22 protein-coding genes are annotated in these 24835 nt (G+C 45.7%); 19 read left to right on the top strand and 3 right to left on the bottom strand.

Features of this window, described 5'->3' with window-relative positions:
* The first annotated feature begins 601 nt into the window (after positions 1-601).
* From ACRC6Q_RS06035 to ACRC6Q_RS06070, 8 genes are all read left to right on the top strand, one after another.
* Complete coding sequence (locus ACRC6Q_RS06035) at positions 602-2170, top strand: peptide chain release factor 3 (RefSeq protein WP_223633819.1); 1569 nt, start codon at positions 602-604, stop codon at positions 2168-2170.
* Positions 2171-2306: 136 nt separating this feature from the next.
* On the top strand, positions 2307-5366 hold the full coding sequence (locus ACRC6Q_RS06040; RefSeq protein WP_431466063.1) for an efflux RND transporter permease subunit: 3060 nt from the start codon (positions 2307-2309) through the stop codon (positions 5364-5366).
* A gap of 75 nt (positions 5367-5441) precedes the next feature.
* Positions 5442-6521, top strand: a complete 1080-nt coding sequence (locus ACRC6Q_RS06045) for an SDR family oxidoreductase (protein ID WP_431466064.1) — start codon at positions 5442-5444, stop codon at positions 6519-6521.
* A 221-nt stretch (positions 6522-6742) separates the two neighbouring features.
* Complete coding sequence (locus ACRC6Q_RS06050; RefSeq protein ID WP_223633814.1) at positions 6743-7540, top strand: TerC family protein; 798 nt, start codon at positions 6743-6745, stop codon at positions 7538-7540.
* A gap of 214 nt (positions 7541-7754) precedes the next feature.
* The gene (sigI, locus tag ACRC6Q_RS06055) at positions 7755-8501 is read left to right on the top strand and encodes an RNA polymerase sigma-I factor (protein WP_223633811.1); all 747 of its coding nucleotides are present in this window, start codon (positions 7755-7757) and stop codon (positions 8499-8501) included.
* Positions 8501-9784, top strand: coding sequence for an anti-sigma-I factor RsgI family protein (locus ACRC6Q_RS06060; RefSeq protein WP_431466065.1), 1284 nt, complete (start codon positions 8501-8503; stop codon positions 9782-9784). The genes sigI and ACRC6Q_RS06060 overlap by 1 nt, the downstream gene beginning before the upstream one ends.
* 258 nt (positions 9785-10042) lie before the next feature.
* A complete protein-coding gene (locus ACRC6Q_RS06065; protein ID WP_223633805.1) occupies positions 10043-11392 on the top strand; it encodes a TrkH family potassium uptake protein in 1350 nt (449 codons plus the stop codon).
* A gap of 78 nt (positions 11393-11470) precedes the next feature.
* A complete protein-coding gene (locus tag ACRC6Q_RS06070) occupies positions 11471-11914 on the top strand; it encodes a MarR family winged helix-turn-helix transcriptional regulator (RefSeq protein WP_223633802.1) in 444 nt (147 codons plus the stop codon).
* A gap of 65 nt (positions 11915-11979) precedes the next feature.
* Here the strand turns inward: ACRC6Q_RS06070 and ACRC6Q_RS06075 are convergent, their stop codons facing one another.
* Together ACRC6Q_RS06075 and ACRC6Q_RS06080 are read right to left on the bottom strand one after the other, a co-directional pair.
* A complete protein-coding gene (locus ACRC6Q_RS06075; RefSeq protein ID WP_431466066.1) occupies positions 11980-12642 on the bottom strand; it encodes a hypothetical protein in 663 nt (220 codons plus the stop codon).
* 59 nt (positions 12643-12701) lie between these two features.
* Positions 12702-13316 carry a CPBP family intramembrane glutamic endopeptidase gene (locus tag ACRC6Q_RS06080; protein WP_223633796.1) on the bottom strand — a complete coding sequence of 205 codons (615 nt, stop codon included), beginning with the start codon at positions 13314-13316 and terminating at the stop codon, positions 12702-12704.
* Positions 13317-13537: 221 nt separating this feature from the next.
* Here ACRC6Q_RS06080 and ACRC6Q_RS06085 point away from each other — a divergent pair, with 221 nt between their 5' ends.
* From ACRC6Q_RS06085 to ACRC6Q_RS06105, 5 genes are all read left to right on the top strand, one after another.
* The gene (locus ACRC6Q_RS06085; RefSeq protein ID WP_223633793.1) at positions 13538-13726 is read left to right on the top strand and encodes a hypothetical protein; all 189 of its coding nucleotides are present in this window, start codon (positions 13538-13540) and stop codon (positions 13724-13726) included.
* A gap of 29 nt (positions 13727-13755) precedes the next feature.
* Positions 13756-14691, top strand: coding sequence for an AAA family ATPase (locus ACRC6Q_RS06090; protein ID WP_223633791.1), 936 nt, complete (start codon positions 13756-13758; stop codon positions 14689-14691).
* Positions 14692-15846 (top strand): DUF58 domain-containing protein, encoded by a 1155-nt coding sequence (locus ACRC6Q_RS06095; RefSeq protein ID WP_431466067.1) that lies wholly within the window; start codon positions 14692-14694, stop codon positions 15844-15846. It begins immediately after the preceding gene.
* A complete protein-coding gene (locus ACRC6Q_RS06100) occupies positions 15843-17066 on the top strand; it encodes a hypothetical protein (protein WP_431466068.1) in 1224 nt (407 codons plus the stop codon). Before ACRC6Q_RS06095 ends, ACRC6Q_RS06100 begins: the two co-directional genes overlap by 4 nt.
* Positions 17067-17384: 318 nt before the next feature.
* The gene (locus ACRC6Q_RS06105) at positions 17385-18245 is read left to right on the top strand and encodes an NAD(P)-dependent oxidoreductase (RefSeq protein ID WP_223633781.1); all 861 of its coding nucleotides are present in this window, start codon (positions 17385-17387) and stop codon (positions 18243-18245) included.
* A 43-nt stretch (positions 18246-18288) separates the two neighbouring features.
* Here the strand turns inward: ACRC6Q_RS06105 and ACRC6Q_RS06110 are convergent, their stop codons facing one another.
* On the bottom strand, positions 18289-18750 hold the full coding sequence (locus ACRC6Q_RS06110) for a YkyB family protein (protein ID WP_223633778.1): 462 nt from the start codon (positions 18748-18750) through the stop codon (positions 18289-18291).
* Positions 18751-19020: 270 nt separating this feature from the next.
* Between ACRC6Q_RS06110 and fadH the strand changes: the two genes are divergently transcribed.
* The 6 genes from fadH (at position 19021) to ACRC6Q_RS06140 (ending at position 24767) form a co-directional block, all read left to right on the top strand.
* Entirely contained in the window at positions 19021-19788 is a 768-nt protein-coding gene (gene fadH / locus ACRC6Q_RS06115; protein WP_223633774.1) for a 2,4-dienoyl-CoA reductase, read from the top strand.
* 102 nt (positions 19789-19890) lie between these two features.
* Positions 19891-20334 (top strand): cyclic-di-AMP-binding protein CbpB, encoded by a 444-nt coding sequence (gene cbpB, locus ACRC6Q_RS06120; protein WP_223633772.1) that lies wholly within the window; start codon positions 19891-19893, stop codon positions 20332-20334.
* 180 nt (positions 20335-20514) lie between these two features.
* Positions 20515-21993, top strand: coding sequence for an MDR family MFS transporter (locus ACRC6Q_RS06125; RefSeq protein ID WP_431466069.1), 1479 nt, complete (start codon positions 20515-20517; stop codon positions 21991-21993).
* The gene (locus ACRC6Q_RS06130) at positions 21983-22858 is read left to right on the top strand and encodes a LysR family transcriptional regulator (protein WP_223633766.1); all 876 of its coding nucleotides are present in this window, start codon (positions 21983-21985) and stop codon (positions 22856-22858) included. Before ACRC6Q_RS06125 ends, ACRC6Q_RS06130 begins: the two co-directional genes overlap by 11 nt.
* Before the next feature lie 67 nt (positions 22859-22925).
* Positions 22926-23639 carry a 2,3,4,5-tetrahydropyridine-2,6-dicarboxylate N-acetyltransferase gene (dapD, locus tag ACRC6Q_RS06135; protein ID WP_223633763.1) on the top strand — a complete coding sequence of 238 codons (714 nt, stop codon included), beginning with the start codon at positions 22926-22928 and terminating at the stop codon, positions 23637-23639.
* Between the two features lie 12 nt (positions 23640-23651).
* Positions 23652-24767 carry an N-acetyldiaminopimelate deacetylase gene (locus ACRC6Q_RS06140; RefSeq protein WP_223633760.1) on the top strand — a complete coding sequence of 372 codons (1116 nt, stop codon included), beginning with the start codon at positions 23652-23654 and terminating at the stop codon, positions 24765-24767.
* Positions 24768-24835: the final 68 nt, after the last annotated feature.

The raw sequence follows: 24835 nt of genomic DNA on the forward strand, positions 1-24835 counted from the left end.
CAACCAGGCTGGCCACTTCGCTTTCCGTGGGCTCAGCTTCAGCCTCCTCGTCACTGGAAAAACCCATGCTCCTGCATCGCTGCGCTAGCTTCGTCGCAAAGGCTTGACCTCACAAGTTTCGGCCAATGCCTTTCCTGCGGGGTCTTCAGCTTTCGTCGCTGCGCTGCTCCCACAGGAGTCTCGTGGCCAGCCTGGTCGGGAATGTGTTGCTTCGATCAAAGACAGAAGCCTGCTAGTCAGTTACAGGATAAAAATAGTAACAACAAATCGGAGAGATCTTTCACTCAAGGATCCGAAGTGCAAGGCGGCGAAGGGCAAAGATATGCTCCTGCATCGCTGCGCTAGCTTCGTCGCAAACGAGTCAGGCACAGCCCGACTCGCTTCCTGCGCGAGCCCGTGGAAAGCGTCCGCCTGGAGCGCAGGATCCGGTGTAAACATGATGAGATGAGTATTTATTCTTCTAATGATCTAAATACTCTTTTGTCTATAAGCTTAAAAAGAAGCCTCCAGTGGCTTCTTTTTTCTGCAGGCGTTAAAATTCCTTGTTTTTTTCAGTCCCCTTCTCTAATATGAAGAGAGTAGATTAAAGGAGCGTATAAACATGTCAGACCAATTAAAGAATGAAATTCAAAATAGAAGAACCTTCGCCATCATATCCCACCCGGATGCCGGGAAAACGACCTTAACGGAAAAGCTGTTATTATTCGGTGGAGCTATCCGTGATGCCGGAACTGTCAAAGGGAAGAAAAGCGGCAAGTTCGCTACATCCGACTGGATGGAAATCGAGAAGCAACGGGGAATTTCTGTAACTTCTTCCGTCATGCAATTTGATTATGCCGGGCACCGCGTCAATATTCTCGACACTCCCGGACACCAGGATTTCAGTGAAGATACCTACCGAACCTTGATGGCCGTCGACAGTGCTGTCATGATCATCGATGTTGCCAAAGGAATTGAAGCGCAGACCGTCAAGCTTTTCAAAGTCTGTAAGATGCGCGGCATTCCGATTTTCACCTTCATCAACAAAATGGATCGCCAAGGAAAAGAGCCTTTGGAATTGATGGAAGAATTGGAAGAAGTATTAGGAATTCAATCCTATGCAATGAACTGGCCGATTGGCATGGGGAAAGAATTTCTCGGCATTTACGACCGTTTCAACAAACGCATTGAGCCATTCCGTTCTAAAGAAGGACGTTTCCTGGAGTTGAATGAAGAAGGGAAATTACTGAATGACCACGAAATGACCAAATCGTCCTATTATACACAAGCGATGGAAGACATCGATCTATTGAACGAAGCCGGCAACGATTTTTCAATCGACCGGGTGAAAAAAGGCGAATTGACGCCGGTGTTCTTCGGCAGTGCTTTAGGCAATTTCGGTGTTGAAACCTTCTTGGAAACTTACCTGCAATTTGCACCTTCGCCGCAGCCGCGCGATACACAGGAAAAAGAGGAAATCGATCCGGTCGAGATGCCGTTTTCAGGGTTTATTTTCAAAATCCAAGCCAATATGAACCCCGCTCACCGCGACCGCATCGCTTTTGTACGGATTGTTTCCGGCAAATTCGAGCGGGGCATGAACGTGACGTTGGCGCGTACCGGCAAAAACATTAAATTGTCACAAACCACCCAGTTCCTGGCGGATGACCGCGAAATGGTCAATGAAGCCGTAGCTGGAGATATCATCGGTCTCCATGATGTGGGGAATTACCAAATTGGTGACACCATCACCAGCGGAAAGAAATTCCAATTTGAAAAACTTCCTCAGTTCACTCCAGAACTTTTCATGAAAGTGACCGCTAAAAACGTCATGAAACAAAAGCACTTCCATAAAGGAATTCTTCAGCTTGTACAGGAAGGCGCGATCCAATACTACAAAACGCTTCACCTGGAAGAAGTCATCCTTGGTGCAGTCGGGCAGTTGCAATTCGAAGTGTTCGAACACCGGATGAAAAATGAATACAATGTAGATGTGCGAATGGAGCCGGTCGGTTCTAAAATTGCACGCTGGATTGAAAATGAAGAAGATGTCAAAGAATCGATGTCAAGTGGACGTTCCATGCTTGTACGGGACCGTTTCGATAATTATGTCTTTTTATTCGAAAACGAGTTTGCGACACGCTGGTTCCAGGACAAAAATCCGGGCATTCGATTGTACAGCCTACTATAAAAATAAGAACCTGCTTCGGCAGGTTTTTTTATTTTTTTGAAAAAAGTGGCAAAAAGGTGAACATCATCTATATGATTTGCGGTTGCAAGTGATTTTTCTTATGATAGAGAAACACGGATAAGAGAGGGTTGGACAAATGAAAATAAGCGATTTTTCGATAAAAAGGCCTGTTTTTACGCTGGTTATTATGTTCCTGATCATCATTTTGGGAGCGGTCTCATTCAGCCGTATTCCGATTACACTAATACCTGAACTTAATCCGCCGATTGGTGTAGTAGTGACCAACTACCCTGGGGCCAGTCCCACAGAAGTAAGTGAGAAAGTAACAAAGCCCCTGGAAGCGAATTTGGCGACCTTGCCGGGGATTGAGTCGATTCAATCGAACAGCCAGGAAGGTTCAAATTTTATCCTGCTGGAATTTGATTGGTCGACGGATATCGACGATGTCCAATCAGACATTATGCAGCGGATCGACCAAACACCGATACCTGATGATTCAAACGATCCACGCTTTCTGAAGTTCGACCCTTCTCAATTCCCGATTCTTCAGTTGTCTCTGCGGTCAAGTGACCCGGATGCTGATGTGCGTGTGGTTGCGGAAGAATTGGAAACGGAGCTTCGCCAGACAGATGGCGTGGCCAGCGTGAATATTTCCGGTTCTTTAATAGAAGAAATCCAAATCGAATTGGACCAGGCAGAACTTGAAGAACGCGGCCTCCAACAATCGGACGTGGTCCAGCTGATCCAGGCAAATAACATTTCATTGCCGGGGGAACCGATTGAAACCGAAGATGGCCGGAACTTGACTACCCGAATTATCAGTACCTTGACAAGTGTTGAGGAGATACGGGAACTCGTTCTTACGATTGACCCCATAGAAGGCGAAAATGTAACAATCGCTGAGGTCGCCGAAGTCAACGTCAGCGAACGTCAAAGCAATAGTGAAACAAGAACCAATGAAGAGCCGGCTGTCCTGCTGTCGGCATTGCAGGAATCTCGGGCAAATACAGCTGAAGTTTCAGATGCTTTCCAGGAAAGGCTGGATGAGTTGCTGAGCGAAGAACGTTTTGAGGGAGTTGAAGCGGATATCCTGTTTGACCAGGGCGATTACGTCAAATTGGCAATCGGCAATATCGGTCAAACCCTGATTCTGGGTGGGATTTTTGCGATGCTCGTCTTGTTCTTTTTCCTGCGCGGCATCAAGAGTCCGATCATTATCGGGGTGGCCATTCCTTACTCGGTCATTGTGACTTTTGTGTTGATGTTCTTTGCTGACTTTGCTTTGAATATTTTAACTTTGGGTGCACTCGCTCTCGGTATCGGGATGCTAGTGGATAACGCGATTGTGGTCATCGAGAATATCGAGCGCCATTTGGCAATGGGCAAAAACTCGAAGAAAGCCGCTTCCGAAGGCGCGAAGGAAGTTTCGGGTGCAATCATTGCATCCACCCTCACCACTGTCGCTGTTTTTATACCGGTTATCTTCATATCCGGCTTGATCGGAGAAATTTTCTTTGAATTTGCTTTAACGATTTCATTCAGCCTTTTTGCCTCTTTAGCGGTGGCTTTGACCGTCATTCCGATGATGGCTTCAAGAATGCTTGGAAAACCAAGCGACAAGCCAAAAGTGCAGAAAGATGCGTCAAAAAGCGTCAAAGCATTCGAAGGATCCGTTATTTGGGCATTGCGCCACAGAATCATCGTCTTGTTTACGGCACTTGTTTTGCTGGTAGTCGGCGCTTTTGGCGTGATGCAAGTCGGTACAGAATTTATACCGGCGACAGACGAAGGTTTCGTCAGTGTTTCTGTAGAGCTTGAAGAGGGCTCTTCGAGAACAGCAACAGACGAGGTGGTCAATCAGATTGAAGATGAATTGAAACTGGAAGAAGATGTAGATGTTTACGTCAGCTTGATCGGTTCGACTCAGCAGGGACAGGCGCAAGGTTCCTCAGAATCAAATACTGCTGAAATCTATGTGAAACTTGTGGACCTGGGCGAACGGGATCGTTCCATTTTCGAATTTGTGGATGAAGTCCAGCCGCGGGTACTGGAGACAGTTGGAGAGCAGGCTTTGGTCAGCTTCAACTTGCAGACAGCAGCCGGTTCTTCGCCAAATACCCTATCCTTTACAGTGACGGATACCGATCGGCAACGGCTGGATAACGCGGTCGCTGATATTGAAGGGGTTTTAACAGACCTTCCAGAAGTGACAGAACTGACGAATGACCGTCAAGAAACGATCGATGAGATCCAGATGACCATCAATCGTGATGCGGCCACCGAGTATGGCTTGCCGCCGGTTCAAATAGCTCAGACTGTCAATAATATCACTCGGGGCGTATTGGCTACACAGGTATTGACGGAGAATGATGAAGTCCTCAGTGTTTACGTCGCTTATGAAGAAGGCGAAAGAAACAGTCTTGAAAAGCTGCGCGAATTATCGCTACGGACGCCTGCAGGGGAATTCGTTGAGCTTCAGGAGCTTGCAGATATCGAAGTTGCACAAGGGCCTGTCAGCATTCAACGAGTGGACCAGGCAGACAGTGTCTCCTTTACCCTGCAGCATCAATCGAGCATCACTTTGGGCGACATGTCTGATGAGGTGGATACAGCAATTGCAGAATTGGACTTGGATGAAAATACGATGATTTCGTTTGGCGGAGACCGGGAATTGTTGGATAACTCCATAAACGATATGATGCTTGCGGTTGTGCTTGCTATCGTCTTGGTTTACATCGTTATGGCCGCACAATTCGAATCCTTCAAATATCCATTGGTCATCATGTTCACTGTACCGTTGATGGCGATTGGTGTAGCAATTGCCTTGTTTGTCACACAGACGCCGGTCAGCATCACCGCAGTTATCGGTCTGCTGGTTCTGGTGGGTATTGTCGTCAACAACGGGATTGTGCTGGTTGATTACATCAATCAGCGGAAACAAGCGGGAATGGGTTCCTACGACGCCATTATTACTTCCGTCCACGATCGCCGCCGTCCAATCTTAATGACGGCATTGACGACTATTTTAGGCTTGCTTCCTCTGGCGATTGGAATTGGGGAAGGGACTGAAATCAACCAGCCGATGGGGATTACTGTAATCGGTGGACTTATCAGTTCAACCTTGCTGTCCCTTTACATTGTACCGATTGTCTATAGCCTATTTGATAAACAAACAAGAAGAATGAATAAAAAGTAAGCCTTCGGGTTTACTTTTTCTTTTTGCTGAAAATTATTGGAAAATTTAGTATGATTGTAAAAAGGAGATGTATCTATGAGAGAAGTGGTATTTACAGGATTTCCAGGATTCATTGCCAGTCAATTGATTCAAAAGCATGCCGAGAACAACGAAGCGATTTCGGCCATCATCCTTTCGTCGGAACGGCCGAAAGCAGAAAAGGAAGCTGAGCGCATCCAAAAAGAAACCAATTGCCGGGCCATTAAACTGATTGAAGGTGATATCACCAAAAGCGGCCTTGGACTTGCACATGCCGACAAAGAATATTTAGAAAAGAAAGAAGTGACATTTTGGCATCTTGCGGCAATCTATGACCTCGCAGTTCCAAGAGATCTTGCGTGGAAAGTCAATGTGGAGGGAACCCGCTACGTGAATGACTTTGTCGCGGCATTGCCTGTTATGGAACGTTACGTCTATTTCAGTACCGCTTATGTAGCAGGCAATCGGGAAGGAACTATTTATGAAAATGACTTGAAGCGTCCACAAGCTTTCAAAAACTTTTATGAGGAAACAAAGTTCGAAGCGGAATTACTGGTGAATGAAATGAAAAAAAAAGTGCCGGTTACGATTATCCGTCCCGGTATTGTCCGAGGCCATTCAGTGACAGGGGAAACCATCAAATTTGATGGGCCTTATTTTTTCCTGAATTTGATTGATCGCGTCAAGTTCCTGCCAATCATTCCATTTGTCGGACGTTCAAAATCCTATATTAATGTAGTACCGATCGATTATATTCTGAATGCCTCCATCTATCTCAGCAAGTTGGAAGCAGCAGAAGGGCAAACTATCCATCTGACAGATCCGAACCCTCATCCGGTGGAAGAAGTTTACCGCGGAATGGTCCACCTGATGACCGGGAAAAATCCAAAAGGGCGATTGCCGCACAACTTGGCGAAAGTGTCTTTGTCGGTTGCTGCAATAAGAAAAGGGTTGGGGGTGGAGGTTGAAACTTTGGATTATTTGACTTGGTCCGCGAATTTTGACACACAGAATGCCAAACGCCTTCTGAATGGCAGTGGCATTCACTGTGCCGATTTTCTTGAAACCATGCCGGCAATGGTGGATTTTTACAATCTGCACAAAAATGACAAGAAATTTCAAATCACCATTCATTAAAACTTTGCCTTGCATAAAAAAGATGCTATACTGACATTACAACTCAATACACTTTGACTTTCAGTCAAGGGGGAGTAGCTATAGGGAAACCTATTTCACAGTCGTCAATACATGGTTAGTAGCCATCGGTTGTGATAGCAAACGAATTTTGCTTAGCGAGACCTTTGCCTTTATTTAGGCGGAGGTCTTTTTTGGTGGCAAAAATAGGAGGAGAAAGCGGAATGGAAGCAATTTTATTGGAGTATGCCTGGGTCCTATTGGTATTAGTTGGACTTGAAGGGCTACTGGCTGCAGATAATGCAGTGGTAATGGCAGTAATGGTTAAGCATTTACCGAAAGAGCAACAGAAGAAAGCATTGTTTTATGGATTGGTAGGAGCTTTCGTCTTCCGCTTTGCAGCATTATTCATGATTACACTGTTAGTTAATATTTGGCAGATCCAAGCACTTGGAGCAGCTTATCTATTGTTTATTTCAATCAAGAGCATATATGATCAGCGCAAAGGGGATACAGACGAGATTCTTGAAGGCGTGGATGCAAAACCTGAGAAAAAAGGTTCAAGTTTTTGGATGACCGTATTGAAAGTGGAGTTGGCCGATATTGCATTTGCCATCGACTCAATGCTGGCAGCGGTTGCGTTGGCAGTAACCTTGCCGCATTTGACTGTCTTCAATATGGAAGATATAGGCGGCATTAACTCAGGCCAGTTTATGGTCATGCTTGCCGGTGGATTGATCGGAGTAATCATCATGCGATTTGCAGCACATAAATTTGTGCAATTGCTTGAAAAATACCCACAGCTCGAAACAGCAGCTTTTGTTATTGTTGGATGGGTCGGCGTGAAATTATTGGTCATGACTTTATCCCACGAAAATGTCGGGATTCTGCCACACGATTTCCCACACTCAACACCATGGACATTGATCTTCTGGACAGTACTCCTTGGCATCGTTGTAGTTGGAGGAATTCTCGGAGTCAAACAGAATAAAGAACAGGTTAAGGAACAGGAAGTTAAATAAGAGCGTGTTCCTGTAAGGAAAAACTAAAAAAGGTGCATTGAATCCAATTCAATGTACCTTTTTTCTATAGACTTTTAAGAAGTCGAATCGGCTACCCACAAAAGAACCATTTTAAAAGCGAATAATGGTAAGAACAGAAAAACCTGCCTCTTTTCAATTGAATCCTTCAAAGTTACAATCAAGTAGGCAGTGACTTTGAAAAGAGGTGAGTGGTGTGCTTTTAACTTCATTGGGTGGGCGATTTGGACGTATCGAAAAATCCAATGCTGAAATATTGGTAATACAGGCTCAGGACGGTGATGAGCAGGCTTTGCATGACTTGCTTTTTTCCTATTCACCCTTTATGAAAAAGACGGCATCACAAGTATGCAAACGATTTATCGACGATCATGATGATGAATACAGTGTGGCGCTTTCTGCTTTTAACGAAGCTGTGCAAAAGTTTGACCATACCAATAATGCTTCATTTCTGACATTTGCCCACATGGTCATCCGTAGGCGTGTCATTGATTTTATACGCAAGGAAAGCCGCCGGGACGAATTCAGCCATGATTTCATGCCGGCAGCAGAGCCGGAAACGCATAATGGCATAGCAGATTATGCCGCTTCCGAAGCATACGACACCAATCAGCAGAACCAGAAAAGACGGGAGGAAATCGCTTTATACGAAGAGATTCTCCGGGAATTCGGCTTGTCCTTTCAGGAACTGGTTAAAGTGTCGCCAGCTCATCAGGATGCACGCATCACTTCCATCCAGATTGCCCAATTGGTAGCTGAAACCGATGAATATAACCAATACTTATTGGAAAAGAGAAAATTGCCGATCAAGGAGATTGAAAAGTTGGTTAAGGTTTCACGAAAAACGATTGAACGCAATCGAAAGTACATAATCGCTATGGCGTTGCTGCAGATGAGCGATTTGCATTTTTTAAAAGATTATTTGAAGGGGCGGTTAAACTGATGCGGAGACAATCGGGAATATGCATAGAACTGAATCAGGACCGCTCCATTTTTCTGATGGCAAATGGCCGGTTCATCAAAGGGACGCCTGCAGGGAATCCGTCAATAGGAGAAGAAGCTTCTTTTTATCCATACGAAAAAAAACCGGCAGTTCGCTGGCAGCCGATTATGGCACCTGTAATCGCGGCAGTGGCTGCTTTGGTTCTGTTTATGTCTGGTTTGGTATCACCTGCTGAAGAAGCTTTCGGCTATGTACAGGTTCAAATCAACCCCGGTGTTGAACTGGGGATCAATGACCAGTATGAAGTGGTATCGATTCGTGAATTGAACAGTGACGGACACGAGTTGATCCATCAACTGGATGATTGGAAAAATGACTCCCTGTTAGATGTGCTGAGCCGCGTTTTTGAAATAGCGGTGACAGACCAGACAGAACAAATTACGATTACGGCAGTTGAAGAAGATGACAGTGACTTTGACAAGGCTATCAAGAAAGTTGTTCTTGCGGTTTCTTCAGATGCGAAAAATAAGCAAATGGCAATTCAGATGAAGGAAGCCACAAAGGCGCAATGGCGTCAATCAAGAGAAGATCACGTCCCTGTTGGACAAATGATCAAAAAAACCGAAACCTTGAAAATCCAGCAGCAGCCTGATGTGCGGAAATCGGGGGAAGAGGCCGAGGCCGTAACGGTGCCAAAAGAAAACAAAGCGGTCAATGAGCAAAAACCGCCAACCAATAATAACGGAAAGAATCATGAGAAAGAAACAAAGAATACCAAGCCGGCAGATAAAAACAAGACAATTCCTCCAAGAGGTGAGAAGAAACCAGCTCCGCCTGCAGCAGAAAAGAAACAAAACAATCCATCACCAAAAACAGAGCAGCAAAAAACACAGAAGCCAAACAGGAAAGCTGAAGAGCCTGCAGCCAAAACCGAAAAAGCTCCTCCTGTAAAAACGGAGGAAAAGAACAATTCAAACAAGCCTGCTCCAAAAGAAAAACCTGCTGAGAAAAAAGAAAAGAACCCAGCAGAACACAAAGAAAAGAATCCGTCAGAGAACAAAGCTCGCCCAAACAATGAAGCGCCAGGACAGCAAAAGAAGAAGGATACCCCAGCAGCCAGCAATAATTCCATTCATAAAACCGAACCTCGACCTTCAATGGATCAAGAGAAGAAAGACAGCCAGGCTCCCGATCACAGCAGTAAAGATGAAAAACAAGATCAGAAGCAAAGTGGGAACTCTTCGAAGCCACAAAATGAACAAGGAAATAAAGAGAAAGAGTAGAAGTGAATCTTCTGCTCTTTTCCTTTTTACCTATTCATAGAAGAAAGGGATTTTCTTTTTTACCGCTCAGATGGACGAAACTACACAGAAATTGAGCAAAGTGATAGGAGGTCCATCAAGTACATATCCCTGCTCTATCGGCTTATAGCAATTGAAGCCCATTTGTTCTTCTTAAATAGATTTTCGATTTCTCTTTCTTTTTGTCTATTCTTTTCATAGAATGGGGAGAGAGTAAACGCTGAAGGGAATCAATGTCTTATGAATAAATCATTTCAAAAAGTACGGAATCTGACACCTGCCCAGGCAATAGTTTCGTATTATTTTGTGGCAATTGCAGTTTCCTTCTTATTATTGAGGTTACCGAATGTCCATAAACCAGGGATGACCATCCCCTTAATCGACAGCCTCTTTACGGCAGTCAGTGCTGTGAGTGTAACAGGTTTAACTGTCATCAATGTTGTCGAAACCTACACGGTATTTGGCATTGTCGTTCTAATGGTGATTTTGCAGCTGGGCGGCATTGGCATCATGTCCATCGGAACGTTTTTTTGGCTCCTTGTCGGGAAGCGAATTGGCTTGCGTGAACGCCAACTGATCATGGTTGACCATAACCAATCGAGCATGGCGGGTGTGGTCAAGCTGATCCGTGAAATCGTCAAGATCCTGCTGCTGATCGAAGCAGTGGGGGCTCTTATTCTGACGATTTATTTCACGCAGTTTTTTCCGACGTTCCAGGAAGCTTTGCTCCATGGCGTGTTTGGATCAGTAACTGCGACAACGAACGGCGGATTTGATATTACAGGAGAATCATTGATGCCTTATTTCAATGATTATTTCGTGCAAATCATCAATATGATCCTCATCATTTTAGGAGCGATCGGTTTCCCGGTACTGATTGAAGTAAAAGAGTTTCTGTCAAACAAACAAAAGTATTTCCGATTCTCTTTATTTACCAAAATCACCACAAGCATATTCGCTATTTTGCTGGCGGTCGGAACAGTCGGCATCCTATTGCTGGAATCCTTCCGTGCCTTTAAAGGGATGAGCTGGCACGAATCTGCATTCGCGGCAATTTTCCATTCGGTTTCTTCCCGTTCCGGTGGATTGGTGACAGTGGATATCACACAATTCAGTGATGCAACAAATGTCTTCATGAGTGCGTTGATGTTCATCGGTGCTTCTCCAAGTTCGGCAGGAGGAGGAATTCGGACAACGACTTTTGCAATCGCCATCCTCTTTTTGATTAATTTTGCGCGCGGGAAAAACACCATTCAAATTTTTAAGCGGGAAATTGAATTGATTGATGTTTTCCGATCATTTGCTGTCATTTTTCTGGCATTTTTCATGGTACTCGTCGCAACCATCGCCTTGCTCATCACTGAGCCCCAAGCGACAATCGTAGAAGTTATTTTTGAAATCACTTCTGCTTTCGGAACTTGTGGAATGTCGCTGGGGATAACAGGTGATTTGTCGTCTACCGGAAAGGTCATCATCATGGCCTTAATGTTTGTGGGGCGTGTAGGGTTGATCTCATTCCTTTTCACAATTGGCGGGAAAACAGACCCGACCAAATTCCATTACCCGAAAGAGCGCGTAATCATCGGTTAAATCCTGGAAGATGTTATTTTGATGGAAAAAGACTATAATTAGTGTAATGCAGCTTAAACAGTGGAAAGAGTGAATCGGATGAATGAAGATATTAAACAATCGCTGAAATTATTTATCGTGTTGTCGCGTGCGCATAAAGCAATTACCGAACAAACCAATCAGTTTTTTCAAGCAAGTGGAGTAAATCCTACTGAATTTGCTGTTTTGGAGCTTTTATACCATAAAGGCAAGCAGCCGCTCCAAAAAATAGGGGGCAAAATCCTGTTGGCGAGCGGCTCCATCACGTATGTCATCGATAAGCTTGAAAAACGCGGTTATATCACACGCGTCAATTGTCCGAATGACCGCCGCGTGACCTATGCGGAAATATCGGAACAGGGAAAAGAATTCATGGCTCAGATTTTTCCGGAGCACGAAAAGAAATTGCATGAATTAACAGAAGCACTGTCAAGTGAAGAAAAAGAACAAGCCATTGAATTGATGAAGAAATTGGGCTTGTCGATTAAAGACCTATCCTATTGAACAAAGCAAAAAGGCCATCCGAACTTCGGATGGCCTTTTTCTATAAGCTATAATCACTTGGTTTTTTATTGTTCCAAGGATTCGATGGTTTTTCCCATGGCGATAAAATCTTCAGTAGCATTGACCGTGCTGTCATCAAAAATAGTCAGGCGCACGATCAGGTTCTCTTTTTCATAGACGATGCCGGTTACGGTGCCTTCAGCACTTGGTACTTTATAGGCTGCAGATTGGGTGAAATCTGATCCATCGAAATCCGTAACTTCCACAGGCTGTTCGTCGGGATTAACCGCCTGAAGGGTTTGTCGCATGTTTTCTTCGGCCGAAGCAAAATCAGTTTCTTCAGGAGTGAATGTCTCGATCCGCATGAAGACAGCTGAATTGTCGGATACATACAATGCATCTTTGCCCGGTTCTTCGGCAGATAGCTCGTAGCCATCAAGAACGGTTAATTCATAGTTTTGCTCTTCGCTCTGGGTCAGGCTACCGGCAAGTTCAGATTCAGGTTCTTCAGTCTCTTCACCTGCAGCGGTTTCTTCTTCGGTATCTTCAGTGTCTTCCACGGCCTCTTCAGCGGGAACACTGTCATCCGTTTCTTCTTCCACTACTTCTTCGGCAGCTTCTTCAGGAGCTGTTCCTGTGTTTTCCTCTGCAGTATCTGGAGATCCGCAGGCAGCAAACAACATACCAATCGTCAGAATGGATGAACCTAAAAATAAATGCTTCTTCATAAAAAAATTCCTCCTATCGGTTTGTCTAGTAGACGTTTCGGAAGGAGGAATGTTTCATCTTAAACAGGTAATGGCAAAACCAGGAACAGCAGGACGATCATGACCAAGTGAGCGACGATGATGACCGGCAGACTTCTTTTCCATTCGTAGAGCAGTCCCAGAATCAGGCCAGCTGCTATTCCAGCACCTACTCCGGGCCAAAACCCGCCTAATGCCAATGCAGAACCGAACAGTACAGAACTGATCAGCACTGCCACTGGAGTGGAGACATACTGTTTCAGTTTCTGTTGAACCAGCCCACGCCAAAAAACTTCTTCACCGGGAACGATGATGAACATCAATAAGAGGTAATGCCAAATCGAGACAGGTGCAAAAGCAGTTAGAAAGCTTTCGACAGATCCCGTGATATTTAAGGGAACCAGTTGCAGCAATTGAAATCCAACCGCAATGAGTCCATAAAGAAGTGTTCCGTAGCCTAAGCCATAGATCAATGTTTTCCAAGTGACGAGCTCATCGAATATTTTAACGAATACTATAGCGAGAGACATTAAAATCAGCATTGCAAAGGTGTACATATACCAAAAGATGGCGGTATTTTCAAAGGCCAAATTATACAAAAAGAAAGCCAGGGGCAGCATCAAAATCAAGGGATGCTGTTTTAAAAAGTTGATCATGTAAATCCTCCTAAAAATAAAAGCCGAAGCCCCGCTTCAGTAACGGCATTAAGGGCATAGATGTCCGCCTTGTTATCTTGCTGTATACTATTGCCTAGTACAGATTCTCGGAATCTGTCTGAAGGTGGCTCCTCATAATGCTTGCCGAATGGGATATTTATCATTCGTTTAGTATTATAACAGAAGGAGTTATTAAAACTAAGGCAAAAGGAGAACAATTCATGACTGACTACAACCAGCAACTCGAAGATTTAAAAAATGGGGAAATCGAATCCATTACCATCGAGAAAGAAGATTTCCTGGATTTCCGGACAGTGTTGATCGCGCGTGAGGATTTCAAGCATTTCAGAGGAACCGCCTATCACCACGGCATCACTGTCTATACGTACACAGAAGAACCGTCTAAATAATAGTGGATCACAAAAGCGGAGGGGATAAGGTGGAGAAGTTAACACAAGTCAAAACACAGTTAAATGAATTGGTGGTCGGCAGGGGAAAAGAGATTGACTTCATGCTGATCGCTTTGATTCAAGGGGGGCATGTCTTGCTTGAAAGTGTGCCGGGTTCAGGCAAGACATGGATGGCTAAGGCGTTTGCTGGTTCATTTTCCGGCCAGTTTCAGCGAATTCAATTCACACCGGATGTGTTGCCGTCAGACGTGACAGGAATCCGGTTTTTTAATCCCAAAACCCAGGAATTCGAATTGCGGCCGGGGCCGGTACAAACCAATTTGCTGCTGGCTGACGAAATCAACCGTGCGACCCCACGGACGCAGTCAAGCCTGCTGGAATCCATGGAAGAGAAACAGGCGACCATCGACGGAGAGACCGTTCAATTGCCGGATCCGTTCATTGTCATCGCTACACAAAACCCCGTGGAATCCCAGCAGGGAACATTTCCTCTGCCCGCTGCCCAATTGGACCGTTTTCTGTTCCGCTTGGAAATCGGTTATCCGGAGTATGAAGAAGAACTAGCCATCATCCGCAACTTCCGGGATAATGTTTCGCACAAAAAAGAAATTCTTCCTGTCGCATCAGCAGAAGACGTCAGAACGTGGCATAGTGAGGCTGGAAGAATAGCGGTGCACGAAGACATCGAAACTTATATTTTAGCGCTTGTGCGGGCAACTCGTGAACATCCAGCCATTGAACTCGGATTGAGTTCCCGTGCAGCCCTGGCCCTTGTACACGCAGCTCAAGGGAGGGCATTCATTGAAGGGCGCAATTTTGTGACGCCGGATGATGTCAAATACATACTTGAACCTGTTGCAGTCCATCGTCTGATGCTCACGGCCGAAGGAATGCTTGTCCATGAACCTTCAACTATCTTACAGGAAATCTCGAAATCAGTGGCTTCACCAGTAGAGGCAGTATAGATGGTGTGGATACGCCATGATCACGATACGAAAAACATGAAATGGGTAATGGGGCTTTTAATGGTCCTGTTCTTTATCGCTATGGCATTTCTGCAATTTACAGCTGCTGCTGCAATCGTTTTTGTCCTGGCAGTAATCAGTCTGCAGATGCTTTACTTTAAGCATGTCGGCAAGAAGCTGGCTTTTCAAAACGATCGAATACGCAGGCGCGTACTTCACGGAGGAGATTCTTCCTGGCAGTTGGTTTTTAAAAATGACGGAATGCCGATTTGGGGCGGTCAACTGAAAATATGGTTTCACAACGCCGTAGAACCCAAAGGCACAGAAATTACGAGCTATGGAGATCTGGTGGAGATGGATTTGCCTTTTACCATCGGCAGAAATCAGACGGTTGAAATTGAAGTGCCCATCACGGGAGAAAGAAGAGGCGTATCACGCATCAAGAAAATGGAAGTGTTGATTCCTCATCCATTTGGAGAAGGCAGCATAACGTTAGAATACCAGCCGACGATTCTGCACGAACAGCTGGTATTTCCGAAACTTCGGAAATCCCCTTTTCGATATGCTCCGTCCCGCCACAAACCGGGTCAATTCAATTTACAGCATTCCTTATTCGATGATGCGTTTCAGCCGATCGGTACACGTGATTATGTATCGACTGATCAATTCAATCAAATTCATTGGAAAGCCAGTGTCAGAATGCAAAACTACCAGACAAAGATATTTTCCCGGGTGGCCAACGAGTCGATGCTTTTTGCACTGAACATCTCCACGCTTTACGGAACTATCCACAATATGGAGGAGCGGATTGAAGAATTGGCATCTTATATTGAGAACTGCTTCACTACGGGAGTGCCTTACGCAATTGCGGTAAACATCCGCTCAGCTGGGAAGATGCCTTATTTGTATTTAGCGGCAGGCCAGGGGCAAAAACAACGGCAACAAGCTCTGGAGCTGTTGTCGGTCATATCGAAAAACAGTTCAACGCTTCCTTACCGTACGATGCTTGGCCATTTGGACATGCACACAGAACTGCCGTATACGACCTATTTATTGACCGATGAACCGCAGGAAGCAACGCGCTTCATCACAATATGGAGCAGCCGAACGGAATTGACAGTCGTGCGGAACAGAAAGGAACGTGATCCGGCATGACGGGACGTTTGCTACCGGCCATTCATTTTATGTTTGATGCATTCATCGTTTCGCTGGTTCTGGTGTTTGTTTCAACGAATGCAGCTTTACCGGTGCTGTGGAACTGGCTGTTGGCATCAGTGGCGATCTCGTGTATCGCCTATTTCCTGTTTTCAAAATCCATCTATCGGCTATCTTGGATGATTGGAATTTGCCTTGTTGCTGCTGGAGGTATGTGGGGAGCAGGTGTACCACTGTGGCTGGCTGCAATTTTAGGGATGCTGGCTATTTACCTGATGCATGCACGTTATTCAACCAATGCTGATGAATTTAACGATGACCATCATTTCCTGATGAAGTTTGTACTGGTTTTCAGTATCTGCTGGGTTCTTCTCTTGGTGAATCCAGACCAGCAGACAAGCCGGTTGCTGTTCACACTTGTGCCTGCAGCGGTGCTGTTCTACGTGGCAGCCCAATTGTTGTCCCGTTATTTCCAGTCAGCGGCAGATGGCGCACGATTCAGCCAAGCAGCCGGAGCCTTCGGTATTGTAGCCGGAGCCTCTGCCATAGCGGCAATCAGCACCCTCTTTTTCGCGGATGAAGTTCGAAAGTTTGTGGGAGTGGTACTCGGTGGCGCTATCCAGCTCCTGTTTTGGCCGCTCGCGCTTTTGCTGGAGCAGGTTAGTGAATTTTTGTCTGGATTATCGACAGAAGAAGAGGTGCAGGAAACCATAGACAAGATCGGACCTGACGAAGAGTCGGTTCGTGAAGATGCTGCTGTGGGTGAGGCGATTTCAGCGGATTTTCCGGTTGAGATCCTGTTGGGCTTTGTAGTTCTGGCTTGCGCGATTGCACTGGTAATATGGATGAGGAAGATAAGGCCGGATTCCCGAATACCGGACCAAGAGGCTAAAGCCTCGATTAAAAGATACAGTCATACATCTGCTGAACAGCCTGTCGAAACGCCGGATCCTACTTATGGACAAAGCCTGGAACTGCATCAGGTCAGAGAAGTTTTTCGAGGGCTTGAGCAGATGGCAAAGGACCATGGCAAGGAACGGCAGAAGTATGAAACGGTTCGGGAGTGGGTGGCGCGCATGCAATGGGAGGTGCCGGAGTCTTTCTACAAGACCTATGATCAGGTCCGGTATGGCGATAAGCGATTGCCGGATACTCAGGCAACGCAATTCATCGATGAAATCGAAAAAATAAAAGGGAAATATTTAAAAGAAAATGTTTAAAGTGTTTACAGGAAGGGCATAGTATACTTGAACACAGCAACATTCTCATTTCCCCCTTTTGTGGTCGGTCCGTTTTACGGGTCGGCTTCTTTTTTTTGTTTTGGAAGAGCTGTGCGCTTACGCTTTTCTGTATTTAGACTCCAGCAGCCAGCCCCTCGAGTCGCTTCAGCCTTACCAGCAATGACTGAAGAACGCCATTACCGGAAAGGCTTCCAGCGCTAGTCGGGGTTAACAGCTGCTTACGCTTTTCTGTTTTAAAAGTGAATATCCCAAAGATTTTTGCTAAACTGAAGATAAATACAAAAGGAGGAAATACATATGAAGCTCGGATTTATTGGAACGGGAGTCATGGGCAATAGCCTGGTCAAACATTTACTGGACCACGAGCATGAAGTCTCCATTTACACGCGGACGGCTAAAAAAGCAGAGAATTTGGTTGAAGCAGGGGCTATACTGGTGGATTCGCCTAAACAAGTAGCTGAAAATTGCGAAGTCATTTTTACGATGGTCGGCTATCCGTCTGATGTTGAAGAAGTGTATTTCGGTGACAAAGGCATCCTTCAACATGCGAAATCAGGTTCTGTACTGGTGGACATGACCACTTCCAAGCCGCAACTGGCACAAAGAATTTTTGAAGCTGCTGCTGAAAAAGGGCTTCATGCACTGGATGCACCTGTGTCCGGAGGGGATATCGGGGCCAGAAACGGCGTTTTGTCCATTATGGTCGGAGGAGAAAAAGATATTTTTAAACAAATTTCCCCCATCCTGAATCTCTTCGGTGAAAATATTGTTTTTCAAGGTCCGGCAGGCTCGGGACAGCATACCAAAATGTGCAATCAGATCACCATCGCCAGTAATATGGTCGGTGTCTGTGAATCGCTGATCTACGCAAAAAAAGCTGGGCTCGATCCAGAGCGGGTTCTGCGCTCCATTTCCACAGGGGCAGCGGGTTCATGGTCACTCTCTAATTTGGCGCCAAAGATGATCAATGAAGATTTTCGTCCCGGCTTTTACATCAAGCATTTCATCAAAGATATGAAAATCGCAGCCGAAGAAGCCGAGAGTTGGGGGTTAGAACTTCCGGGTCTTAAGTTGTCGTTGAAAATGTATGAACAATTAGCGGCTCAAGGTTACGAAGACAAAGGGACGCAAAGCTTGATCCGGCAATACGAGGCATAAGAAAAGCCGGAAACCTGTACAGGTTTCCGGCTGAAGATCAACGTCAATCGAAATAGGATTTTTTAGGCGAATAAAACCGGTCAACTTGCCGAGGTTGATAAGATTTAGTGAAATTGGAAGCTGCTGCTTCTTTTTTCTGTGGTTCCAATCCAGTCAGAGTGCGCAAAATTTCTTTTGCCACTTTCAAGTTCATGCGGCTTGGAGGATTGCGGTACGTATCATCCAGATGGCCTAAATGGTCCAGTGACGAGAAATCTTCTTTTTTCGGGAGCATATGAAAATAGTAATTGCCGCATTTTACGAGGACTGAAGATTGTTGTTGACTTTTCTGAGGGTTTTTACTGAAGTGCAGACCGATTTTTTGTGCACGCTCCTGCTCGATCATCATATTTAAGGCTTGTTTCTTCAAAGCATACAAATAGTGGTTGTCGGGAGCGGTTTTTGCATGCCGGTTAACCGTGAAAATGGCTTGCGCGATATCTGAATCTGATTTTGAAGCTGGCATGAACTCATTCCTTTCATACGAATAGTGGTTAGTTCGACTTTATCATATCAAAATTTGCAGGGACTGTATACCGATGTGGCATATGCGATAGAAGGGGAAATCAGCGGTTTTGTAGAACTCTACTAGGTAAGGTGAACAAAAGGAAATACCTTTTAGACACCGCTTCATCTGGCTATGGACGGTCGGGCTTTAAGAAGCAGTCTTTCGAAATTCTGGCAGATGGAGAATTAGGATTTACAAGTTATAGTCTAACTCAAAGGGGATGTTTGTATGTTCACGGATCAAACGATTATTGTTACAGGTGGCTCAAGTGGAATGGGGCTACATATGGCGAAAAAATTCGCTTCTGAAGGGGCCAATGTCGTCATAACGGGACGCGATATGGAAAAATTGAACGAAGCTGTGAAAGCGATTACAGGAGAGCGTGGTTCGGTAGAAGTGTTCCAAATGGATGTACGGGAACCTGAACATGCCAAAGCGATGGTGAAGTTCGCCCATGATAAATTCGGCAGGGTGGACGGACTGGTCAACAATGCGGCCGGAAACTTTATCGTCCATGCGGAAAAATTGTCACCCAATGGCTGGAAATCAGTCATTGATATTGTTTTGAATGGAACCTTCTTCTGTTCCCATGCCGTCGGCAATTATTGGATTGAAAATGGCACAAAGGGCAATATCCTGAATATGCTTGCCACGTATGCCTGGAATGCTGGAGCTGGTGTTGCGCACTCCGCAGCAGCAAAAGCGGGGGTCATGTCATTGACGCGGACGCTCGCTGTCGAATGGGGAACGCAGTTCGGCATCCGGGTCAACGGCATAGCGCCAGGCCCGATCGAGCGGACGGGTGGAGCCGATAAACTGTGGGAATCCGAGAAGGCGGCGAAACGGACGTTGGAATCGATTCCGCTGGGCAGACTCGGCAAACCAGAGGAAGTAGCGGAACTTGCAGCCTTCATCATGTCGGAAAAAGCCTCATACATGAACGGAGAAATCGTTACTTTGGACGGCGGCCAATGGCTGAATAAATTCCCTTTTTAAGACAATTTTCACAGCAATAAAATAGTTTCAGGAATCTTGATGTGTTATGATGAAATCTGAATGGTGGCATCTAATACAGGCGATGCAAAAGGAGTAGAGTACATGATTTCATTACCAAGCAGAGATTTTCTTGATACACCAATCGAAGACTATATCATTTCTTCCGAAAAAGTTGCACATGTTCAGATGGGCAACAGTGCTGAACATGCATTGCTTGTACTGACGAAAACGGGCTATTCAGCAATCCCGGTGTTGGATTCGAAATACCGCTTTTGCGGCTTGATCAATGCACAACGGATTACTGATGCAATTCTAGGGATGGATCATATAGAATACGAGCGGCTTTCTGATATCCGCGTGGAAGATATCATGGAAAAAGATCTGCCCCTGATCCACATCAACGAACGTTTTCAAAAAGCACTTGATATGGTCATCAATCAAAACTTTCTTTGCGTCATAGACGATGAAGAAATGTTTATGGGCATTTTGACGCGTCGTGTGGTGTTGAAGCAGTTGAAAAAACAAATTTATCAGTTGAAAAGATAATTGCAGCAATAGTGGAGAAGGCCTCGTTTTGGGGCCTTCTTTATGCTTTGGAGCTTAGGGCATTTCTGTTCTTCAATTAGACGGATTCCAGCGTTCAACGCAATAAGCCCATTCTGGCTGTGGCTCCAATCTGCAAGGACGTTTTCGCTTTCTATTGTCAGTTGAAAAGAGGTTTAGTGAATGGATAAAACAAAAAGGCCGCTGGTATTGATTTCTGTCATGTTGGCGATGTTCGTCAGTGCAGTCGAAGCCACAATCGTGTCGACTGCCATGCCAAGCATCGCTTCTGAGCTGGGCGGGTTTTCAAAATATAGTTGGGTATTCTCGGCTTATTTGTTGATGAGCACGGTGACGGTCTTATTATACGGGAAATTATCTGATCTATTTGGCCGTAAACGCATCTTTGCTGTCGGCATGCTGCTGTTTCTGTTCGGTTCGTTATTATGCGGCTTTGCCAACTCGATAGACGAATTGATATTCTACCGGTTTATTCAGGGAATGGGTGCTGGCGCAGTCATGCCGATTGCGACAACGATTGTCGGCGACATCTATTCCAGAGAAGAACGGGCGAAGATCCAAGGCTATCTATCAAGTGTCTGGGGAATTTCAGCTGTCACTGGGCCTGCAATCGGCGGGGTTCTGGTGGTGACCGTAGGATGGGAATATGTCTTCTGGCTGAACCTGCCGCTTGGCATCGTTTCGTTGCTTGGCGTCTTGCTGTTCTTGAAAGAGCCGGTAAATACAAAAAAACCGGTGATCGATTATAAAGGAGCTGCCTTATTGACGGCTGCTTTATCGACTATGCTGTATCTATTGGTGGAAGGAGGCGTATCGTTTGACTGGCTTTCCAGGCCATCCGTGATATTGCTTGCTGCCAGCCTGCTGTTTTTTGTGTTGTTCATTCGAGCAGAGAAGAAAGCCATCGATCCGATGATGCCTTTTGAAATTTGGCGAAATAAAACCATTCTTTATGCCAATCTGGTTTCTCTGGCAACCGGCGTCATTTTGATCAGCATCTCCAGCTATTTGCCCACTTATGTGACAGGCGTGATGGAACAGCCTGCAGCTATTGCAGGCTTTACGTTGACGGCCATGTCGATTGGTTGGCCTCTGGCTGCTTTTTTCTCCGGCAGGCTTCTGCTGAGCATCGGTTACTTCAAAACCTCTTTGGCTGGTGGATCTTTTCTGATAATAGGTAGCTTGTTGTTTGTTTTGATGCAGCCTGGTTTCGGTCCTTTATGGGCAGCTATGTCGAGCTTTTTTATCGGCGTTGGAATGGGCTTGACCAGCACGACTTTTATCGTCACTATCCAAGCGTCTGTTTCCTATGAGCTGCGCGGATCGGCCACTGCTTCAAATATGTTCATGCGGAATCTGGGCAGTACGATTGGTGTCGCCTTGCTTGGCAGTATCCTGAACAGTTCGTTGCTTCGGTATTTCGCAGACAATGGCAGGAACTACTCCTTAAGCTCCATCAATGACTTATTGAGCATGGACAGCCGCGCGGGAATTTCAGCTGACGCGCTGGGCTTCCTGCAGCAGGCATTGGCTGGAGCACTTCAGAATGTATACCTGGTAACTGCATTTTTCGCGCTTCTCAGCTTTATTCTGATCCTTGGGCTGCGCGGACAAAAAGGAGTGAAGAGCAGTGTCAAATGAAGAACTGATCATTAAAGTACTGGCCGAAGAGGGGAATATGAGAAAAGCGGCAGAGCGTCTGTTTTTATCGCAGCCTGCTCTATCCCAGCGCCTTCAGACCATTGAAAAGGATTGGGGGCAGCAATTGTTTATCCGTTCGCAAAAAGGGCTGTCTCCGACACCTGCAGGGGAATTGGTCATTCAATATGCCAATGAAACGATTCTGCGAAAAGAAGAAGTGTTCGAAGTATTGCATACCTTGACTTCCAAAGTGCATGGCACTTTGAAGATTGCATGTGCGACGATTGTCGGCCAAAACTGGCTGCCAAAAGTGCTGAAGGATTTTGTGACGCTTTATCCGGAAGCGAAAATTCAACTGATCACTGGCTGGAGCTCGGAAATTGTCCGCTCGCTTTACGATGGCGAAGCCCATATCGGAATTGTGCGCGGCCATACCGACTGGAAAGGGCCAAAAATCCATCTATTCAAAGATACTTTGTATTTGGTGGACAAAGAAATACGGTCACTTGAAGAGCTTCTTCAGACAGAGCGTCCATTTATCCAGTTTAAAAGTGACTCGACTTATTACGAGGAAATTCAGCAATGGTGGCAAAAGCATTTTGCCTCCAATCCCAAACGGCAGATCACAGTGGATCAGATCGAAACCTGCAAACAGATGGCCGTCAATGGCATCGGCTATGCCATCCTTCCATCGATTACACTGACCGGTACAGAAGATGTCCACATGATGCCCTTGACGAACAACGAGGAAGAGCTTGAATTGACACGTGATACGTGGCTGATCGGCTACGAATCAGCCTTCCAGCTTCGTCAAGTAGAGGCATTTGTCGATATAGTCAAAAAACATGCCGCTTTATTAAGGTGAAGCGGATGAATTTTTATGCGATATCAGATATACTAACAGCATCACCTAATAGAAAGAGGTTTTATTGATGAAACAGATGGATGCAAACGAAATAATCTCGTACATACAAAATGCGAAAAAAGCTACACCGGTAAAAGCATACATAAAAGGGCAAGGCGTTGCTGATTTGGATTACGGCACGGATTCAAAAGTATTCGGTGAAGGCAGTTCAGTAACTGTTTTCGGTGAATGGACAGATATCCAAAAAGCATTGGAAGCCAATGCTTCTGTCATTGAAGATTCAGTGGTGGAAAATGACCGCAGAAATTCAGCGATTCCATTATTGGATATGAAGAACATCAACAGCCGGATCGAACCGGGTGCATTTATCCGTGAAAACGTTGAAATCGGCAATAACTGCATCATCATGATGGGTGCTGTCATCAACATCGGCTCTGTAATCGGAGACGGGACAATGATCGACATGGGCGTCATCATGGGCGGCCGTGCAACTGTCGGCAAAAACTGCCACATCGGAGCAGGCGCTGTACTCGCGGGCGTTATCGAGCCGGCATCAGCCACACCTGTCATCGTTGAAGATGATGTGATGATCGGGGCTAATGCAGTAGTGCTAGAAGGCGTTCGCATCGGCAAAGGAGCAGTAGTCGCTGCAGGAGCAATCGTTATTGAAGACGTTCCTGAAAACTCAGTAGTGGGCGGAACACCCGCGCGTGTACTGAAATTGATGGATGCGAAAACACGTGCAAAAACAGAAATCAAACAAGAACTAAGACAGCTGTAATCGGTGAACCCAATGGAATTAGTGAAAATCAGAAGAGATCTGCATCAGATTCCGGAAATTGGTTTTCAGGAAGTCAAAACACAGGCCTATCTATTGGAAGCCATTTCCCGGTTGCCTCAAGAGCGGCTGGAAGTGGTGGAATGGCGTACCGGCATCGCGGTTAAAGTGCGGGGCAGCCATCCCAAGAAACGGATTGGCTGGCGTACGGACATCGATGCTCTGCCGATCACAGAAGAGACTGGATTTGAATTCAAATCGATTCATCCTGGCTATATGCATGCCTGTGGACATGATGTCCATATGACTGTGGCACTCGGTTTGCTGGAAAAGCTGATTGACAAGCCCATCAAGGATGATGTCGTGATTTTGTTTCAGCCTGCAGAAGAAGGTCCAGGAGGAGCATTGCCATTTCGTGAATGGCTGAAAAATGACAAACCGGATTTTCTTCCGGACGTGATTTGTGCGCTGCATATTGCGCCTGAGCTGCCGGTCGGTACAGTCGGCACCCGGCCTGGTTTGCTGTTTGCCAATACGTCAGAGCTGTTTATCGATCTCCATGGAAAAGGCGGGCATGCAGCATACCCTCATTTGACGGAAGACATGGCTGTTGCAGCTGCCTCTCTGCTGATTCAGCTGCAGACCATTGTCAGCCGTAATGTCAACCCGATGGACTCTGCAGTACTGACAGTCGGCAAGATGAGTGCCGGAACGGTTCAGAATATCATTGCTGAACATGCGCGGTTGGAAGGGACGATCCGTACCTTGAACAGTGAATCCATGATTCATATGAAGCAGCGGATCGAAGCCATCTGCCGTGCAGTCGAGGAAGCCAACAACTGCAAGATCAGCATCGATTATGGTTCGAGCTATCTGGAAGTCAATAATGATGAGGAGTTGGCGGAAAAGTTTCTTCACTATGCCAGCAGTTCTGAAGTTATTGAAGCCATCCGCAGCGAGGCTGCCATGACAGGTGAAGATTTCGGTTATTTCACCGAGCAGCTGCCGGGACTGATGTTCTGGGCAGGCGTTTCATCCCCATACGGATTGCATCATGCAAAACTGGATCCGGATGAAAAAATCCTGAGCCTTATGCCGGACTTTATCCACGGATTCTTTTCTGAATTATAGGAACGGACAGCTCATGCTGTCTGTTCTTTTTTTTTTGCAAAAATAAAAAACTCAAAATTGGATTTTCT

Source organism: Planococcus sp. SE5232 (assembly GCF_050686535.1).
Lineage (GTDB): Bacteria > Bacillota > Bacilli > Bacillales_A > Planococcaceae > Planococcus.